This is a genomic window from Anaerohalosphaeraceae bacterium (genome assembly GCA_035378985.1).
In the GTDB taxonomy this organism is placed as follows: Bacteria; Planctomycetota; Phycisphaerae; order Sedimentisphaerales; family Anaerohalosphaeraceae; genus JAHDQI01.
On record DAOSUR010000013.1, the window covers coordinates 15,780 to 32,184 of the forward strand.

General features: G+C 56.7%; 18 protein-coding genes. 17 read left to right on the forward strand and 1 reads right to left on the reverse strand.

The genetic code is table 11. The features are described 5' to 3' along the window. Positions 1-39 precede the first annotated feature (39 nt). The 15 genes from PKY88_09840 to PKY88_09910 all read left to right on the forward strand — a co-directional run bounded on the left by PKY88_09840 (position 40) and on the right by PKY88_09910 (position 12,584). A complete protein-coding gene (locus tag PKY88_09840) occupies positions 40-336 on the forward strand; it encodes an AtpZ/AtpI family protein (protein HOQ05500.1) in 297 nt (98 codons plus the stop codon). After that, positions 333-770: a hypothetical protein gene (locus PKY88_09845; GenBank protein HOQ05501.1), complete on the forward strand. Its 438-nt coding sequence runs from the start codon at positions 333-335 to the stop codon at positions 768-770. Before PKY88_09840 ends, PKY88_09845 begins: the two co-directional genes overlap by 4 nt. After that, complete coding sequence (gene atpB / locus PKY88_09850) at positions 760-1,569, forward strand: F0F1 ATP synthase subunit A (GenBank protein ID HOQ05502.1); 810 nt, start codon at positions 760-762, stop codon at positions 1,567-1,569. The genes PKY88_09845 and atpB overlap by 11 nt, the downstream gene beginning before the upstream one ends. 81 nt (positions 1,570-1,650) lie before the next feature. Beyond that, positions 1,651-1,926: an ATP synthase F0 subunit C gene (gene atpE, locus PKY88_09855; GenBank protein ID HOQ05503.1), complete on the forward strand. Its 276-nt coding sequence runs from the start codon at positions 1,651-1,653 to the stop codon at positions 1,924-1,926. A gap of 27 nt (positions 1,927-1,953) precedes the next feature. After that, the gene (atpF, locus tag PKY88_09860; GenBank protein HOQ05504.1) at positions 1,954-2,568 is read left to right on the forward strand and encodes a F0F1 ATP synthase subunit B; all 615 of its coding nucleotides are present in this window, start codon (positions 1,954-1,956) and stop codon (positions 2,566-2,568) included. Positions 2,569-2,601: 33 nt separating this feature from the next. Then, entirely contained in the window at positions 2,602-3,192 is a 591-nt protein-coding gene (atpH, locus tag PKY88_09865) for an ATP synthase F1 subunit delta (protein ID HOQ05505.1), read from the forward strand. A gap of 23 nt (positions 3,193-3,215) precedes the next feature. Next, positions 3,216-4,739, forward strand: coding sequence for a F0F1 ATP synthase subunit alpha (atpA, locus tag PKY88_09870; protein HOQ05506.1), 1,524 nt, complete (start codon positions 3,216-3,218; stop codon positions 4,737-4,739). Between the two features lie 24 nt (positions 4,740-4,763). Next, positions 4,764-5,660: an ATP synthase F1 subunit gamma gene (gene atpG / locus PKY88_09875; GenBank protein HOQ05507.1), complete on the forward strand. Its 897-nt coding sequence runs from the start codon at positions 4,764-4,766 to the stop codon at positions 5,658-5,660. Positions 5,661-5,676: 16 nt separating this feature from the next. Beyond that, complete coding sequence (atpD, locus tag PKY88_09880; protein HOQ05508.1) at positions 5,677-7,095, forward strand: F0F1 ATP synthase subunit beta; 1,419 nt, start codon at positions 5,677-5,679, stop codon at positions 7,093-7,095. Between the two features lie 15 nt (positions 7,096-7,110). Beyond that, positions 7,111-7,563, forward strand: a complete 453-nt coding sequence (gene atpC, locus PKY88_09885) for an ATP synthase F1 subunit epsilon (GenBank protein HOQ05509.1) — start codon at positions 7,111-7,113, stop codon at positions 7,561-7,563. Positions 7,564-7,635: 72 nt separating this feature from the next. Then, the gene (locus PKY88_09890; protein ID HOQ05510.1) at positions 7,636-7,938 is read left to right on the forward strand and encodes a hypothetical protein; all 303 of its coding nucleotides are present in this window, start codon (positions 7,636-7,638) and stop codon (positions 7,936-7,938) included. Between the two features lie 3 nt (positions 7,939-7,941). After that, positions 7,942-9,075 (forward strand): PQQ-binding-like beta-propeller repeat protein, encoded by a 1,134-nt coding sequence (locus tag PKY88_09895; protein ID HOQ05511.1) that lies wholly within the window; start codon positions 7,942-7,944, stop codon positions 9,073-9,075. Between the two features lie 21 nt (positions 9,076-9,096). Next, the gene (gene purH, locus PKY88_09900; protein HOQ05512.1) at positions 9,097-10,707 is read left to right on the forward strand and encodes a bifunctional phosphoribosylaminoimidazolecarboxamide formyltransferase/IMP cyclohydrolase; all 1,611 of its coding nucleotides are present in this window, start codon (positions 9,097-9,099) and stop codon (positions 10,705-10,707) included. A gap of 165 nt (positions 10,708-10,872) precedes the next feature. Then, positions 10,873-11,490 carry a sigma-70 family RNA polymerase sigma factor gene (locus PKY88_09905; protein HOQ05513.1) on the forward strand — a complete coding sequence of 206 codons (618 nt, stop codon included), beginning with the start codon at positions 10,873-10,875 and terminating at the stop codon, positions 11,488-11,490. Continuing rightward, positions 11,487-12,584 carry a hypothetical protein gene (locus PKY88_09910; protein HOQ05514.1) on the forward strand — a complete coding sequence of 366 codons (1,098 nt, stop codon included), beginning with the start codon at positions 11,487-11,489 and terminating at the stop codon, positions 12,582-12,584. The genes PKY88_09905 and PKY88_09910 overlap by 4 nt, the downstream gene beginning before the upstream one ends. A gap of 11 nt (positions 12,585-12,595) precedes the next feature. Here the strand turns inward: PKY88_09910 and queG are convergent, their stop codons facing one another. Beyond that, a complete protein-coding gene (gene queG, locus PKY88_09915) occupies positions 12,596-13,591 on the reverse strand; it encodes a tRNA epoxyqueuosine(34) reductase QueG (protein HOQ05515.1) in 996 nt (331 codons plus the stop codon). A 112-nt stretch (positions 13,592-13,703) separates the two neighbouring features. On the opposite strand from queG, the gene prfB reads away from it, so the two are divergent. Then, a protein-coding gene (gene prfB, locus PKY88_09920) for a peptide chain release factor 2 (GenBank protein ID HOQ05516.1) occupies positions 13,704-14,838 on the forward strand; the annotation gives its coding sequence in 2 pieces (ribosomal slippage) (positions 13,704-13,763 and positions 13,765-14,838; 1,134 coding nt in all). Positions 14,839-14,849: 11 nt separating this feature from the next. After that, positions 14,850-16,397: a leucyl aminopeptidase gene (locus PKY88_09925; protein ID HOQ05517.1), complete on the forward strand. Its 1,548-nt coding sequence runs from the start codon at positions 14,850-14,852 to the stop codon at positions 16,395-16,397. Positions 16,398-16,405: the final 8 nt, after the last annotated feature.

Below are 16,405 nucleotides of genomic sequence, written 5' to 3' on the forward strand. Positions count from 1 at the left end.
CCGTGGGTTCGGCAAAGCGGAACAATACAGGACATCTGCATGTCTGAAAAGAAAAAACGGTTTGCCGCCGACAGCCGGTTTTATCGCGGAGCAATGCGATGGATGGGTGTCGGATTCGAGTTTTTGATTGTTGTAGGTCTGTGTGTATGGGGGGGCTGGTGGCTGGATGAGTGGGAGGGGACTCGGCCGGGATGGATGATTCTCGGTTTTTTTGTCGGGTTTGGAATTATGCTGTACATTATGATTCAGCGAGCCCGCAAAGAACAGGCGCAGGAGGACGCCGAGAAAAAATCCGAATGGGAAGCGGAACTGAAAGACAAAGGACCGTCAGCGTGAGTCAGAAAGGTCCCGTATCGGATTTCTTTTATTTTCACCCTCCGTGGGGACTTTTAACGGGGGTGGTTTTTTTTCTGCTGTTTGGGCTCTGCTTTCTGCAGCGTTGCAGTGAATTGGGCGGTCCGGAAGTAATTCGGGCCTGTCGGGCAGGCCGTTGGGCGGCAGCGGCAGCGGCGGCAGCAGGGCTGCTGCCGATGCTCAAGGGCTGGAGCCGGGACGGCTTTCGTTTCTTGAGGGGCTTTTTTGTCGGAGCGGCAATCCGCCTCGTATTGGCGTTCGGCGGGATTTGCCTGCTGCTGTGGAGAACATCAATCCAGCCGTTGTGGCTGGTTGTTTTTTTTGGATTTTCGTATGGACTGTTTATGGCGGCGGAAACCGCTGTTGTTCTATGGCTTCTAAAAGCGGTTGTGTGGACTGAGGAAGATGCCGATTGATTCGTTTTTGGGATTGGTGAATGCTTCCGGCCAGCCGATGGAAGAGGTGGCCAGCAAGACCCTGTTTGTTCTGAAGGCAGGGTCGTATGAGATTCCATTCACCAATCATATGTTTATGATTATGCTTTCGGCGCTGGTGCTGATGATTCTGCTGCCGCTGGGGGCCAGACGTCCGGGGCTGGTGCCGCATGGATTTCGAAACGTGATTGAGACCATCTGTGTCTTTCTTCGGGAGGATGTGGCTCGGCCGTTTTTGAAAGAACGGACAGACCGGTATATCCCCTTTTTGTGGACGATTTTTTTCTTCATCCTGACGCTGAATCTGCTGGGAATTGTTCCGCTGGACCGAATTTTCTGGCTGATTACGGGCAGGCCGAACTGGGGTGGAGCGGCGACGGCCAATCTGTATGTGACCGGAACGCTGGCGGTTTTTTCCTTTCTGCTGTTTCATATTGCCGGGATTCTGGAAAAGGGGCTTTGGAAATATCTGGCAACGCTGGCGCCGAAGGTCCCCTGGCCGATTCTTCCGTTTATGTTTGTGATGGAGCTGCTCAGCTCCTTTGTGCGGATGTTTTCGCTGGCCATACGACTGTTTGCCAATATACTGGCAGGCCATATTTTGCTGGCGGTTTTGCTCGGGTTTATTTTAATCTATAAAAACTTTATGGTGGCGTCGGCCTCCATTATCGTGACGACGCTGATGAGTCTGCTGGAATTGTTTGTGGCTTTCCTGCAGGCGTATATCTTTACCTTTTTAACGACGATATTTATCGGTTTTTCGATTAGTGAGGAACACTGAATGGTCGGTCCGCTTGCCGGACAAGACAGCCGACTCGAATAGAAATACGGAAATCCGGATGTATGATGGAGGTACTTTCGAATGACGGAAATGATGTCGATGATTCCGCTGATGCTTAGCGAGATAACGCTGGACGACAAGGCATTCGGCCTTCTGGGCGGTCTGCTGGGGGCCGGTTTGATTGTGATCGGTGCCGGACGAGGCATCGGTCAGCTGGCCGGCAGCGCTGTGGAGGCGATTGCCCGTCAGCCCGAAGCCGGCAACCGCATTTTTACAACGATGATTATTGCCGCGGCTCTGATTGAAGGTATTTCGCTGTTTGCTTTGATTATCTGTCTGCTGGCAGTGATGCGGTAACCGTCCGTTTCAGGCGTGAGGAAGCTTATGAAGATTCACCCGGCCAAGGTGATGCTGCGGCTGCTTGTGGTGTGGAGCGGCTGGGCGCCGGTGTTGGCAAACACGGCCCAGACTGCAGCCGAAGAAGCAGAAAAAGAAGGGGTGTTCACAGGCTACTGGGGCGAGTCGTTCTGGACGCTCATCTGGTTTACGGTCCTGCTGATTGTGCTCTGGAAGTTTGCCTGGAAGCCGATTTTGGCGGGGCTGCGGAGCCGGGAAGAGCATATTGAGCGTCAGATTGCCGAAGCGGAGAAGCGCCGCCAGGAAGCCGAGCAGGTGCTTCAGGATTACCGGGCGCAGCTGATGGATGCCGAGCGGCAGGGACACGAAATCATCACCCGCCGAATTCAGGAAGCGGAGGAGAAGGCCCGCGAGATTCAGACGCAGACCCAGAAAGAGATGGAACGGATTCGTCTGCGGATGGAGGCGGACCTGGAGCGGGAACGCGCGGAGGCGGAACGGCAGCTGTGGGAGCAGGCGGCGGTGATTGTCCGGAAACTGGGCCGGGAGGTTTTTGGAAAAGTCCTTGATGAGGGCGACAATCAGAAACTGATACAGGAAGCGATTGAACGGCTCCGGGAAGTGGAGCAGGGACAGTCGTAAGACCGTCGGCAGCGGCGGGCCGGAGAGCCCAACATGGCGGAAACAGCCCGACATATTGTCCATGAAATCTACAGCGATGTGATTTTTGAACTGGCCGAGGAGACCGGCCGGCTGGATGAGGTGCTCTCCGACCTGCAGGCAGTCGGCAAGGTTCTGCGGGCTGAGCCGGAGTTTTTTTCCCTGCTGGTGTCGGCCAATCTGAGCGAGACCGAAAAGGTCGCCATGATTCGCCGGGTTTTTGCAGGCCGGGTGTGCCCGCTGGTGCTGGATTTTCTATGTGTGCTGGTGCGGCGAAACCGGCTGACGTTTTTGAACGGCATTGCTGGGCGGTACGAAGACCGCTATGACAGCGTGCGAAACCGAAAGCGCGTGGTGGTCACGCTGGCCAAAGAGCCCAGCGAGGCGGAAGTGGAGAAGCTGAAAGAGGAAATCCGCCGGGCCGTCCAGGCCGAGGTGAAACTGACGGTGAAGGTGGACCCGGAGATTCTCGGCGGGATTATCATTCAGAAAGGCGACCAGCGGATTGATCATTCGGTCAGGAATATTCTGGACCGTACGGTGAATGCGATTCTGGAGTACGGAAAGAATCGGCCGAGACCGTCGGCTCCGGAATCGCCAAAATGAGTTGGAGATTGTGAGCAGCCAATATGAAGTTTGATATGACGGAAATCAGCGGACTGATTAAGGAAGAAATCCGCCGCTATCAGTCCAAGATTGAGGTCTCTCAGGTCGGGACCGTGCTGGAAGTCGGCGACGGAATCGCTCGGATTTACGGGCTGGATTCCGTGATGGCCAATGAGATGCTCGAGTTCGAAGGCGGCGTCATCGGCGAGGCGTTTAACCTGGAAGAGGATACGGTCGGGGCGGTGATTTACGGCGACCCGACGAAGGTGCAGGAGGGTTCGACCGTCCGTTCTACCGGGCGGGTGCTCTCGGTGCCGGTCGGGGAGGCCCTGCTGGGCCGTGTGGTGAACGCCCTTTGCGAGCCGGTGGATGGACTGGGGCCGATCGAGGCCGCCGGCAGGCGGTTTCTGGAGTTTCCGGCGCCGGGCATCGCTCAGCGGCAGCCGGTTAAGGAGCCGCTGGCCACGGGTCTGAAAAGCGTAGATTCGATGATTCCCATCGGGCGGGGCCAGCGCGAACTGATTATCGGCGACCGGAAAACCGGCAAAACCGCCATTGCCCTCGACACGATTATCAATCAGAAGGGCAAGGGAGTCATCTGTGTGTATGTGGCCATCGGCCAGAAGGAATCGACCGTAGCGGAGGTGGTGGCCACGCTCAAGGAGCACGGCGCGATGGCCTACACGGTCGTCGTGACAGCCTCAGCGTCTGAGAGTGCGGCGATGCAGTATGCCGCCCCCTATACCGGCACGGCGATTGCCGAATATTTTATGTATGAGAAAAAAGGCCATACCCTGTGTGTGTATGATGACCTCAGCAAGCATGCGGTGGCCTATCGGGAATTGAGTCTGCTCCTGCGGCGGCCGCCCGGACGCGAGGCGTATCCGGGGGATATTTTTTATCTGCACAGCCGGCTTCTGGAACGCAGCGCCAAGCTCTCGGCGGAGCTGGGCGGCGGCTCGCTGACGGCCCTGCCGATTGTGGAGACCCAGGAAGGGCAGGTGTCCGCCTATATTCCCACGAATATCATTTCGATTACGGACGGGCAGATTTACCTTCAGCGGGACCTGTTTTTGGCGGGGATTCGTCCGGCGATTGATGTGGGCATCAGCGTCAGCCGCGTCGGCGGTGATGCTCAGCCGCAGGCGATGAAAAAGGTCGCTCCGAAACTGCGTCTGGATCTGGCGGCGTTTCGCGAACTGCAGGATTTCGCCCGGCTGGGAACGGAGCTGGATGAAGCGGCCCAGCGGCAGCTGGACCGCGGATACCGGATGGTGGAGATTCTCAAGCAGAAGCAGTTTGCCCCGCTGACGGTCGGTCAGGAGGTGGTGAGCATTCTGGCCGGAACCAGCGGAGCCGTGGATGAGATTGAAGTCTCCCGCGTGGGCCATTTCATTGAAGAACTGCTGACGTGGATGAAGCTGGAGGCGCCGGAGTATATTGACAACATCGACCGCACCGGGCAGCTGACCGATGCACAGGTCGAGGAGCTCAAAGAAGCCATTCAGACGTTTAAGATGATTTATAAATTTTCATACGGCGGATAAAGACGACGGAAACGCAGTCGGCCTATGGCACATGCCCGTCAAATTTTAGCGCGGCGGAGAGCCGCCCAGAATATTTCGAAGGTGACCGGCACGATGGAAACCATCAGTGCGGTGCGCTATCGGCAGTACTATCACCAGTGGGCGGAGGGACTGGCGTTTTATGATGCCCTGGCTCAGATGGCGTATCTGATGTTCACGGCGGAAAAGCCGATGGACCATCCGCTGATGAGGCCGCCGACATCCAAAACGCAGGCGCTGCTGGTTATCGGTTCCGACCGGGGTCTGTGCGGGGCCTACAACAATGATTTGTTTCGCTTGCTGGACACGCATCTGAAAATGGCCAAAAAATTCGGGCGAACCCTGCAGATTTACGTCAAAGGCCGCAAGGTGCTCGGCTTTCTGGACCATTTGAAAATCAGGCCCGCAAAAGTGTATACCGAATTTGCCGAGGTGCCCACTGCCGCTCAGGCCAATGAAATCGGTGATTTCTTTTTGAAAGAGTATCTGGAGGGGCGTATCGGACGGCTGGGGATTGTTTATAACCGGTTTTATTCCCCCGCCAGCCAGAAGGCCCAGACGCTTACGGTGCTGCCGGTGGCGGATTTGATTGACGACCTGACTACACGCTCTACGATTATCTGGCCGTGGGAGCAGAACTTTGAGGATTTTCTGCTGAGCCCCTCCGGCGAGGAGATTTTTCAGACACTTTCCGAAATGATTGTTCGCACCTCGATTCTGGGCTGTTTCATCGAGGCGGCCGCCAGTGAGCATCTGTCGCGGGTGGTCACGATGCGCAATGCCAGCGACAACGCCGATGAAATGATTGCCGAATTGACGAAAGAATACAACCGGGCCCGACAGGGCCAGATTACAACGGAACTGCTGGATATTGTCAGCGGAATGAATGCAATGAAGTCCTAAAGCAGAGACAAAACCGATGGAAAATATTGGACGAATCATCCAAATCATCGGAAGCACGTTTGAAGCGGAGTTTCCGGTGGAGCGGATTCCGGGGATATATTCGGCCCTGGAGGTTCGCGGGACATTTGAAGGCAGGCCGCTTCGTCTGGTGGGCGAGGTGCAGCAGCATCTGGGCGGGGGCCGTGTGCGGGCGGTGGCACTGGGCTCGACGATGGGGCTACGACGCGGGATGGAAGTGCTGGATACCGGCGGGCCGCTTCAGGTGCCGGTCGGCAAGGAAACCCTGGGCCGGGTGTTTAATCTGCTCGGGGAGCCCATTGACGGCAAGGGACCGATTGAGGTTAAACAGAAGCGTCCGATTCACCGCAAGCCCCCCAAATTCACGGAACTGTCCGCCAAGTCGGAGATGTTCGAAACGGGCATCAAGGTGATTGATTTGCTCTGTCCGTTTGTTCGCGGCGGCAAGACAGGTCTGTTCGGCGGGGCGGGAGTCGGCAAGACCGTGATTATTCAGGAACTGATTGCCCGCATTGCGACTCAGCACGGCGGCTTTTCGGTGTTCGCCGGGGTCGGCGAGCGGACTCGTGAAGGCAATGACCTGTGGCTGGAGATGCAGCGGACCCGCATCGGCAGTACGGACTCGACGGTGCTGGACAACACCTGTCTGGTTTTCGGCCAGATGAATGAGCCGCCGGGGGCGCGTCTGCGGGTGGCTTTGACGGGCCTGACGATGGCGGAGGCCCTCTGCGAGATGGGCGGCGAGACGCTGCTGTTTATTGACAACATTTTCCGGTTTTCGCAGGCCGGCTCGGAGGTGTCGGCGCTGCTGGGGCGAATTCCGAGTGCGGTGGGCTATCAGCCGACGCTGGCCAGCGAGATGGGCCAGCTGCAGGAGCGGATTGCTTCGACGGCTTACGGGGCGATTACCTCCGTGCAGGCGGTGTATGTGCCGGCCGATGACCTGACCGACCCGGCGCCGGCGACGACATTTACCCATTTGGACTCCTCGGTAGTTTTGTCCCGTCGCATTACGGAAAAGGGCATCTATCCGGCGATTGATCCGCTGGAAAGCACCAGCCGAATCCTCGACCCGAACATCGTCGGGCAGGAACATTACGATACGGCCCAGCGGGTGCTCGAATACCTCCAGCGCTATCACAGTCTGCAGGATATTATTGCGATTCTGGGGATTGATGAACTCAGCCGTGAAGACCGTCAGATTGTCAGCCGGGCGCGGCGTCTGGAGCGGTTCTTCTCTCAGCCGTTTATCGTGACCCGTCAGTTTACCGGCCTGGAGGGCAAGTATGTGAGCACCGCCGATACCGTCCGCAGCTGCCGGGAAATCTGTGAAGGCCGCTGGGACCACCTGCCCGAGCAGGCCTTTTTGTACATCGGAGCGGTGGAAGAGGCCCAGGAAAAGGCCGCGAAAGCGTAAAATGAAGGCCGCAGTATGGTGGAACTGACGCACGGATTATTTCGGGTGATTCTGCTGACGCCCAGGGCCAAACTGCTGGACTGCCGCGCCGGCTCGCTGGTTGTGCCGGCTCATGACGGCCAGCGCGGGATTCTGCGCAATCACTGCCCGATGCTGGCCAAACTGACGCTGGGGATTCTGGAGGTTCGACAGATATTGGATCGGCCCGATGCCTTTTATATTATCGAGGGCGGGTTTGTCCGCGTGACGGAAAACCATGTGACCGTGCTGGCGTATGATGCGATGACCTTTGAGGGGATGGAGCCCTCCCAGGTTCAGCAGCTCATTTCCGATGCCCAATCCGTACTGGTAGGAAAGGAGTATATCCGCACCCAGCGGGGGCAGGTTGATGTTCGCCGTTCCCGGCTGATTGTGCGGATGGCTCAATTAGCCGGCATCGAAACAACCCTGGCCGAATCTCCCTCGTAAACACGGGGGTTTTCGATTGCTTTTCGGGGGGGCAAACGGTACGATGTTTCTCTCGGAAAACCGGGAGTGCCTATGTCGGGAAAGCAGCGGAAAAAACCGGACAAAGCGAGCTCTTTATCGGTGGAAGAGTTCGTCCGGCATTTGAGCCAGGAGCACCGGATGCTGGTGATTCTGAAAGCCCAGTTGTACGGTGGCGATTGGGAGCCGATGCTGGAGGATTTGCAGAACCGGCTGGAGGGAAAACCCTATATTTTCAAGCTGGTTAACCGGATTCAGGATGACATCGAACGAATCCGGCAGCTGCGCCAGTTTGAGCAGGAGCACGGCATTGACCTGGCGGATTATGTGCAGTTGGATGAAACGCGAGAGGAGTAATCGATGACTATTTTCGGAGTATGGAAGTCCCGTCGACTTTTGCTGACAGGGACCTTTGTATTGTTTTGGATGACGGCGGCCGGGGTGCGGGCGGAGTCGGCGGAACCGCTGATTTCACCGCGTCTGCTCTCGGAGACCGGGCTGAAATCGAGCTGGCAGATTCAGCTGCCGGTAAAAACCGGGGTGTCCGAAAAAGTGGAGCGGGTATTTGTTTTGGATTCGTATCTGATTGTTCTGACCAATCGCAATTATCTGTTCTGTCGAAATCGTCAGGACGGTACGGAGTGTTTTCAGATGCAGGTGGCGGAGGAGCGCCTGCCGATGGTGGAGCCGCTGTTTCTGGATAACCGTCTGTATTTTCTGTTCGGCAGCCGGCTGGTGGTGCTGGACCCTGCCGGCGGGACGGTTGTTCGAAAACAGGACCTCGGAGAGGCGGCGGCCGGCCGGGGCGTCTGTTTGGCCAAGAATGACCGGTTTATGTATGTGGCCGGCGTGGATCGGCGCGTTCATGCCTACCAGCTGCAGAAAGACGGCGATTATGTCAAACTGTTCAGTGCAACGGCGGAGGATGATTCGATTATTACATCTGTTCTGGCAACAAACGAGCAGGTGTTTTTTGCAGCGGCCGGCGGGGCGGTCACGGCGATGAAGACGGATGAGCCGGTTAAGCTGTGGCAGTATAATTGTTCCGGAGCGATTACTGCCGCCCTTGTGCTGGATTCAGGGGCGATTTATGCAGGCGGGGAGGATACCAAGCTGTATAAAATCAATGCGGCAACGGGCCGTCTGATGTGGTCAATGCCGTTTTTTGCGGGCGAAAAGATTCGACAGCCCCCCATCGTCGGGCAGCGTCTGGTGTATCTGAATGCCGGGCGGAATGGACTGTACGGTGTGTCGAAGGACAGCGGGCGGGAAGTTTGGAACGTGCCGAACGGTCAGCTGCTGCTTTGCGAATCGCAGGAGCGGGCATACGTCTTTGCTCAGCCGGGCCTGATTGTGGTGATGAACAACACAACGGGCCGGCCGCTGTTTTCTCTCAATGCCGCGGCGGTTCGGCTGGGGGCGGTCAATCTGAAAGACAATCAAATCTATCTGGCGGATGAAGAGGGGCGCGTGGTCTGTTTGTCTGCGCCGTAATTTTTTGAGGAAATGATTTCGATGAATGTACGGATTCGGCGTGCTCTGCTCAGTGTTTCGGATAAAAGCGGCCTGACGGATTTTGCGCGTGCGCTGGCGGCAATGGGGGTTGAGATTATCAGCACCGGCGGAACGGCGCGGACGCTTCAGGATGCGGGGATTCGGGTGATTCCGATTGATGCCGTCACGGGCTTTCCGGAGATGATGGACGGGCGCGTCAAGACGCTGCATCCGAAGATTCACGGGGCACTGCTGGGGCTTCGGGACAAAGCCGATCATGCGGCGGCGATGAAGCAGCACGGCATTGAGCCGATTGATTTGGTCTGCGTGAATCTGTATCCGTTCGAAAAGACAACCGCCCGTCCGGACTGCACGCTCGAGGAGGCGATTGAGAATATTGACATCGGCGGGCCGAGTATGGTGCGTTCCGCCGCCAAGAATTATCGCTTTGTGACGATTGTGACCTCTCCGTCTCAATACAGCCGCGTGCTGGAGGCCATGCGGGACAATCAGGGAGCAGTGCCCCTGTCGCTGCGGGAGGAACTGGCGCGGGCGGCCTTTGCCCTGACGGCTTCGTATGATGCGGCGATAGCCCGGTATCTGTCGGGGCGGGCGGAGGAGTTGTTCCCGGAACGCATCTCCATAGCCGCCGTGCGGGCTCAGGAGCTGCGCTACGGCGAAAATCCCCACCAGCGCGGCGCGTTTTACCGTTTCACGGACAGTCGGGAGGTGAGCATCGGCTCGGCTCGGCTGATGGAGGGCGATACGCCTATCAGCTTCAACAATCTGATGGATGCGAATGCGGCGTTTGAACTGGTTAAGGAGTTTGACGAGCCCGCCGCCGTGGTGGTCAAGCATATGAACCCCTGCGGCTGTGCGGTCGATGAGGATATCTGCCGGGCCTATGAAAAGGCCTATCTGGGCGATGTGGTCAGTGCCTTCGGCGGGATTATCGCCCTGAACCGTCCGGTGGAGAAGGAGCTGGCGACGGTGATTATGGAATCATATGACCGATTCGGGAAGGCCCGCGGGGCCGCCGGATTTTTTGCCGAGGTGATTGCAGCCCCCGCTTATTCCCCGGAAGCACTGGAAATCATTCGAGGCCGCAAGGCCTGGGGCCAGCGTGTGCGGCTCCTCGAGACCGGACCGATTGACCGGACGAAACGGGATGTGCGGGAATATGATATCCGCTGTGTCGTCGGGGGGCTTTTGCTTCAGGAGCGGGATTTGGCCGGATGGGAACCGGACAGTCTGACCTTTCCGACCAAAGCCAAGCCGACCAAAGAACAGATGGAGGATTTGCGGATTGCCTGGCTGTGTACCAAACACGTCAAGAGCAATACGATTACGCTGGTCAAAGACCGGCGGCTGGTGGGGGTAGGTGCCGGACAGATGAACCGGGTTGAATCCGGCTTTATTGCCATCAAGCACGCCGGCGAGAATGCCCGGGGTGCGGCCATGGGTTCGGATGCCTTTTTCCCGTTCCCGGATAATGTAGAAAATGCAGCTGCAGCGGGAATTGCCTGTATCATTCAGCCCGGCGGTTCCAAGAAAGATGATGAAGTGATTGCGGCCGCCGACAAAGCCGGAATCGCTATGGTGTTTGCAGGGAAACGCCATTTTAAGCATTAAACTTTTCCTTCAAGACATTTCTTATAACGCGAAAACATTATCAAGAGAGTAACATTTTGGGAGAATATACGCCTTCTGAAAGGTAGGCCTTTTTGGTTTCTTTTCTTCTGTGATTCCTGTATAATGGTCTCTTCGTGGAAACGGAGAACCTGAATATTGGAAAATGTGAATAAGAAAAATCCTGAACAAACGATTTCAGATGCGGAACTTCTCCAACGGTATCGACAGGGAGATGAAAAGGCGTTTGAAGAAATCGTAAATCGTTATAAAAACCCACTTTATGCGTTTCTTCGACGCTTTGTAAACCGGCAGGATATCGTCGAAGACATCTTCCAGGAAACCTTTTTGCAACTGTATTCGAGCCGGGACAGTTTCGATGCCGAACGTCCGCTGCGTCCGTGGCTGTTTACTATTGCGGCCAACAAGGCCAAGGATGCCCTGCGCAAAATCCAGCGTCAGTCCTCGATGAGTATGGGGACCCTTGCTGATGCGGGGGACTTATCCCTGGATGAGGTAGTTAATATCCTCACATCTTATGAGACCACGCCGGAGGCCGAGATTTCAGAGGAAGAAACGGCCCGGCGAGTTCGACAGATTATATCGGAAATGCCGGAAAATCTGAGGGGAATTCTCATTTTGGCATATTTTGAGCAATTTTCCTACAAACACATGGCCGAGATTTTGAGTATACCTATAGGGACGGTGAAAAGCCGGCTTCACACTGCGGTAGTCTATTTTATGAAAAAGTGGAAATCCGCCGAACGGAGCATGAAGCATTTATGAGTCATTTAACTCCTGAGCAGTTGCAGCTGGTAATGGATTTCTTTTTTCAATGCGGCGATGGAGATGAATTGGAAAGAGGCCGTATTTTAATCGAAACCGATCCTGAAGCAGCGCGGCTGTACGCGTTTCTGGATGAATCGCTGAGCGGTCTGGACTTGCTGGATGGCGAGGAATGTCCCGATGACTTGGCCGCCCTCACAATCGCACGGCTGAAGCTGGCGGCCCGTGTGCAGCAGAGTTCACCCGCCGAGCGACTGGACGAACTGCTCGAGCACGAAAGCCGCAAAACCCCCACCTTTGATTTTTCTCCTTCATTCCAACCTCAAATTTCTTCCGAATCGAAACCGCATATCCTGAAATTAGCGTTTGAAATTGCCGCCATGGCCGCCGCCGTGGTTTTAATATCCGGTCTTTTGCTGCCGGCCCTTTCGGCGGTCCGCAATCACAGCCGACAGGTGGCCTGTTCGGTGAATTTAGGACGGATAGGCCGGGCGCTGTCGGCCTATGCGGATGACAATGACGGACGGTTTGCCTCGGCCCAGCTGCAGCCGGGCCAGCCCTGGTGGATGGTCGGCGACCAGAGCGAACAGCCGCGTTCCAGCACACGATATATCTGGCAGCTGGTGCGGCTGGGCTATGTAGGCGGCGAAAATTTTGTCTGTCCCGGTCATCAGGAAGGATGCCCGGTCCAATACAATGCTTCGGCGATGGCCAACCTGCGGGATTTCCCCTCGCCGCAGAATATCAGCTACAGCGTAATGCTTCGCTGCGGACCGAACAAGAAAGCTCAGGACGGCCAGAGACGCATCATTTTAAGCGATATGAACCCGGTCTTTGTTTCGTTCCGTAAGCGAATCAATTGTACGACGCAGCGGGAGGAGTATGAAAAAGTGCTCCTCAATGAAGACTTAAAGAAGCTGCTCAGTCCCAATCACAATCAAAGAGGCCAGAATGTTCTTTTCTGCGACGGCAGTGTGGAATTTCTGGCCTCTCGGTTTTATCAGGAGGATGATATTTTCACCGTGCGCGGCGTAGAGGCCTATACAGGCCGCGAAGCGCCCGCTGATGAAAAAGATATCTTTTTGGTTCCGTAATCCAAAGGGCTTTATCGTGTGTTTCCGGTCGGCTTGTCTGAGGATTTCAGGCAAGCCGCTGCATTTTGCTGAAGTTTTTTCAGGCCGATTCGTTCCACGCAGGAGTTCTTGAAAAACCGCTCAAAGTCGCTTGAATTCCATTGAAGAATGTCCTCCGGCCGCAGGGCGGCGCGTTGCGGCGTAAAGCCCGGCGGAGGGGTTCGGCAGGGCGGGGCTTTCTGTTCATACGGACAGACCAGCAGACACTCGTCGCAGCCGAAAATCCATCGACCCGTCCGGAGATGGGCCGCATCGCCTGCGTATTGAGTCAGAAAGCTGATGCATCGATTGGTCTGAAAGAAGCCGTCGGGCCGGAGGGCACCGGCGGGACAGGCCTGCAGACAGCGGGTGCAGCCGCCGCAGCCGTCCGACAGGGCGGGCCCGTCCGGCGGCAGCGGCAGGGTGGTTACCAATTCTCCCAGCAGGATTTGACAGCCCAGGACCGGATGGATGAGCATGTGATTTTTCCCGATAAACCCCAGGCCGGCACGGGCCGCCAGGGCGCGTTCGGCCAGCGGGACACTGTCAGTGCAGATTTTGTATGTCCAGCGGGTGCCCTTCGGCAGACAACTTTCGATAAAACAAGCCAGCTGCTGAAGCTGTTCCCTGATAAACAGATGATAATCATCATATAAGGCAAAGCGGGCGATTTGTGCACAGCCCAGAGCAAAGGAAATGTCAGCAGGTTTGTAGTGGACGGCGGCACAGATGACGGACTGAGCCCCTTCGAGAAGCTGGGCCGGAGCGAAACGCGTTTGGATATGCCGTTTCATATACTCCAGACCGTCCGCACCGCCCTCCGCCAGCCAGCGGCGGAAATATTCCGGAAGCATCGAGTCAAGCGGCTCAGCGGTGGTAATGCCGACCGCATCAAAGCCGAGCTGAAGCGTGTGTGTTTTAATTGCTTCCGCCAGTTCCATATTCGGAAAGTATAGCCGAACCGCAAGATCAGAACAACCGGCAGACACACACAAATCCGCGGAAGATTCCTTGCCAAGAACTGCAAAATCGGATATAATGAAGGTCCTGATTTTCCGGGATTTTGAGTGATTCAGATGGGGTTAACCCCGAAAGGGTTTTATGGAAAAAGCAGAAATTAAGTCGGCGTTGGAGGCCCTGGAGGCCCGAATTCAGCAGATTCGGGACTGTCTTTGACATTCCCAACAAAATGACCCTTCGCAAAGAACTGGAAAGCCGGATGTCTCAGGTAGGATTTTGGGACAATCCGGAAACCGCACGACAGGTTGTCTCCGAATTAAGCGCCGTCAAGTCGGTTGTCGAACCCGTTCAGGAGGCCCAGCAGACCTTAACCGACCTGCAGGAACTCTTTGAGCTGGCCTGTGCGGAAAACGATGCACAAACCCTGGCTTCGATTGAACAGGACCTGGCTCGCTTGTCCCGTCAATGCGACAAAATCGAGATTGCGGGGATGCTGAATGGTCCGGATGACGCCAAGAACTGCTTTTTCAGCATTCACGCCGGTGCCGGCGGCACGGAAAGCTGCGACTGGGCCAGTATGCTGCTGCGAATGTACACACGGTATTTTGAACGGGCCGGATACACCTATAAGGAGATGGATATCACGCCGGGTGAAGAAGCGGGCATTCGTTCCATTACGCTGCTGGTGAGCGGGCCGTTTGCCTTCGGAAAACTGTCCTGCGAGACGGGCGTTCACCGCCTGGTGCGCATCAGCCCGTTTGACGCCAACAGCCGGCGGCATACGAGTTTTGCCGCCGTGGATGTCATTCCGGAGCAGGATGAGGATTTTGAAATCGAAATCCGCGATGAGGACATTCGCGTGGATACTTATCGGGCGGGCGGAGCCGGCGGCCAGCACGTCAACAAGACCAGTTCCGCCGTCCGGATTACACACCTGCCGACCGGCATTGTTGTGCAGTGCCAAAACGACCGAAGCCAGCACAAAAACCGTGCCGAAGCGATGCGCATGCTCAAGAGCCGGCTGTATATGCTCGAACAGCAGAAGCGCGATGCGGAACTGGCCAAACTGTACAGCAGCAAGGGCCAAATCGCCTGGGGCAATCAGATTCGCAGCTATGTCCTCCAGCCCTATCAGCTGGTCAAAGACCATCGGACGGATTGCCAGACCGGCAATGTGCAGGCCGTTCTGGACGGTGAGATTGACGAGTTTATCGACAGCATGCTGCGGTATCGGATGCAGAGCAAGCAGCAGACCGCCAAGGCTGCATCCCGATAAGCAGAACAGGAATGGTGGAGAAAAAAGCAGCGATGAAAAAGGCCATAGACACGGCGGTGATATGCCGAAAAGCGGATCCGCTTCAGATTCGCACGGATGTATTGGCGGTGGGGGTTTTCGAAAAAGAACCGCTGGGCGGATGGGTCCAGCGGGTTGATCGGCGGCTCAAGGGACAAATCAGCCGGCTGCTGGAGCTGAAGGATTTCAAAGGCAAGCCGCAGATGACGGCCCTTTTATATACTCGGGGACAGCTCGGCGCCGAGCGTGTGCTTCTGGTCGGGCTGGGAGAGAAGAAAAAGGCCGATGCGGATACGCTTCGAAAGGCGGCGTCAGCAGCAGCTTCGGCGGCGGTCGATTTGAGGGTCTCTTCGCTGGCGGCGGCGGTGGACTGGGGCGATTGGGCAAACCATACGCCGCAGGAACTGGCTCAAGCGTTTGCCGAAGGGATTTATTTCGGTGCCTATCGCTATATCGAATACCGCAGTCCGGAACCTTCGGAGCCGCCGGTTTCTTCTCTGCAGGCGGTCCTGGCCGAACCGGATGAGCGGCGTCTTCGTCCGCTGCAGCAGGGCATTCGAATCGGCGGCATATTAGGAAAGGCCCAGAACTTTGCCCGCACTATTGCGAATCGTCCGGCGAATGTAATGACGCCGGCGGCTTTGGCAGCCGAGGCGCAAAAATTGGCTCGCAGAACCGCCGGGCTGCGATGCACTGTGCTGGATGAAAAGAAACTGGCCGCCGAAAAGATGGGCGGCATTCTGGCGGTTGGAAAGGGCTCGGCCAATCCGCCGCGGCTGATTGTCCTGCGGTACAGCCCGTCGGCAGCGTCTTCCAAGGCCGCCCCGCTGGCCCTTATCGGCAAGGCGATTACCTTTGACAGCGGCGGGGTCAGCTTAAAACCCAGCGAGGGGCTGCACGATATGAAGTTTGACAAGTCCGGCGGGGCGGCTGTGCTGGCGGCGATGGCCGCTGTGGCTGCTCTCAAACCGCGGCGCGTCATTTACGGCATCATTCCGGCTGCTGAAAATCTGCCCAGCGGAACCAGCTACCGGCCCGGCGACATCGTCACCACCTACAGCGGCAAGACCGTCGAGATTCAGAATACCGATGCGGAAGGGCGGATGCTCTTGTGCGATGCCATTGCGTATGCGGTGAAGCTGGGCTGCAATCCGATTGTGGACACGGCGACGCTGACCGGTGCCTGCGTAGTGGCCCTCGGAACCAAACGCGCCGGCCTGATGGGCAATGACCCCGGCCTGCTGGAGGCGATTGAGAAGGCCTCCAGGAAGACCGGCGAGCGTGTCTGGCGGCTTCCGTGCGACGATGAATACGTCGAAGCGATGAAGAGCCAGATTGCGGATTTGAAAAATGTCGGCGGCAAGTGGGCCGGCGCCTGCACGGCGGCAGCGTTTTTGAGCCAATTCGTCGGCAAGGCCCGCTGGGCGCATCTGGATATTGCCGGCGTGGGCGTCTGGGGAGCCGGTGAAAAAGATGCACCCGGCTCCATCGGATTCGGTGTGCGGCTGCTGACGACGTTTGCAATGAATTCGGTTTTCTGAAAGAGGCG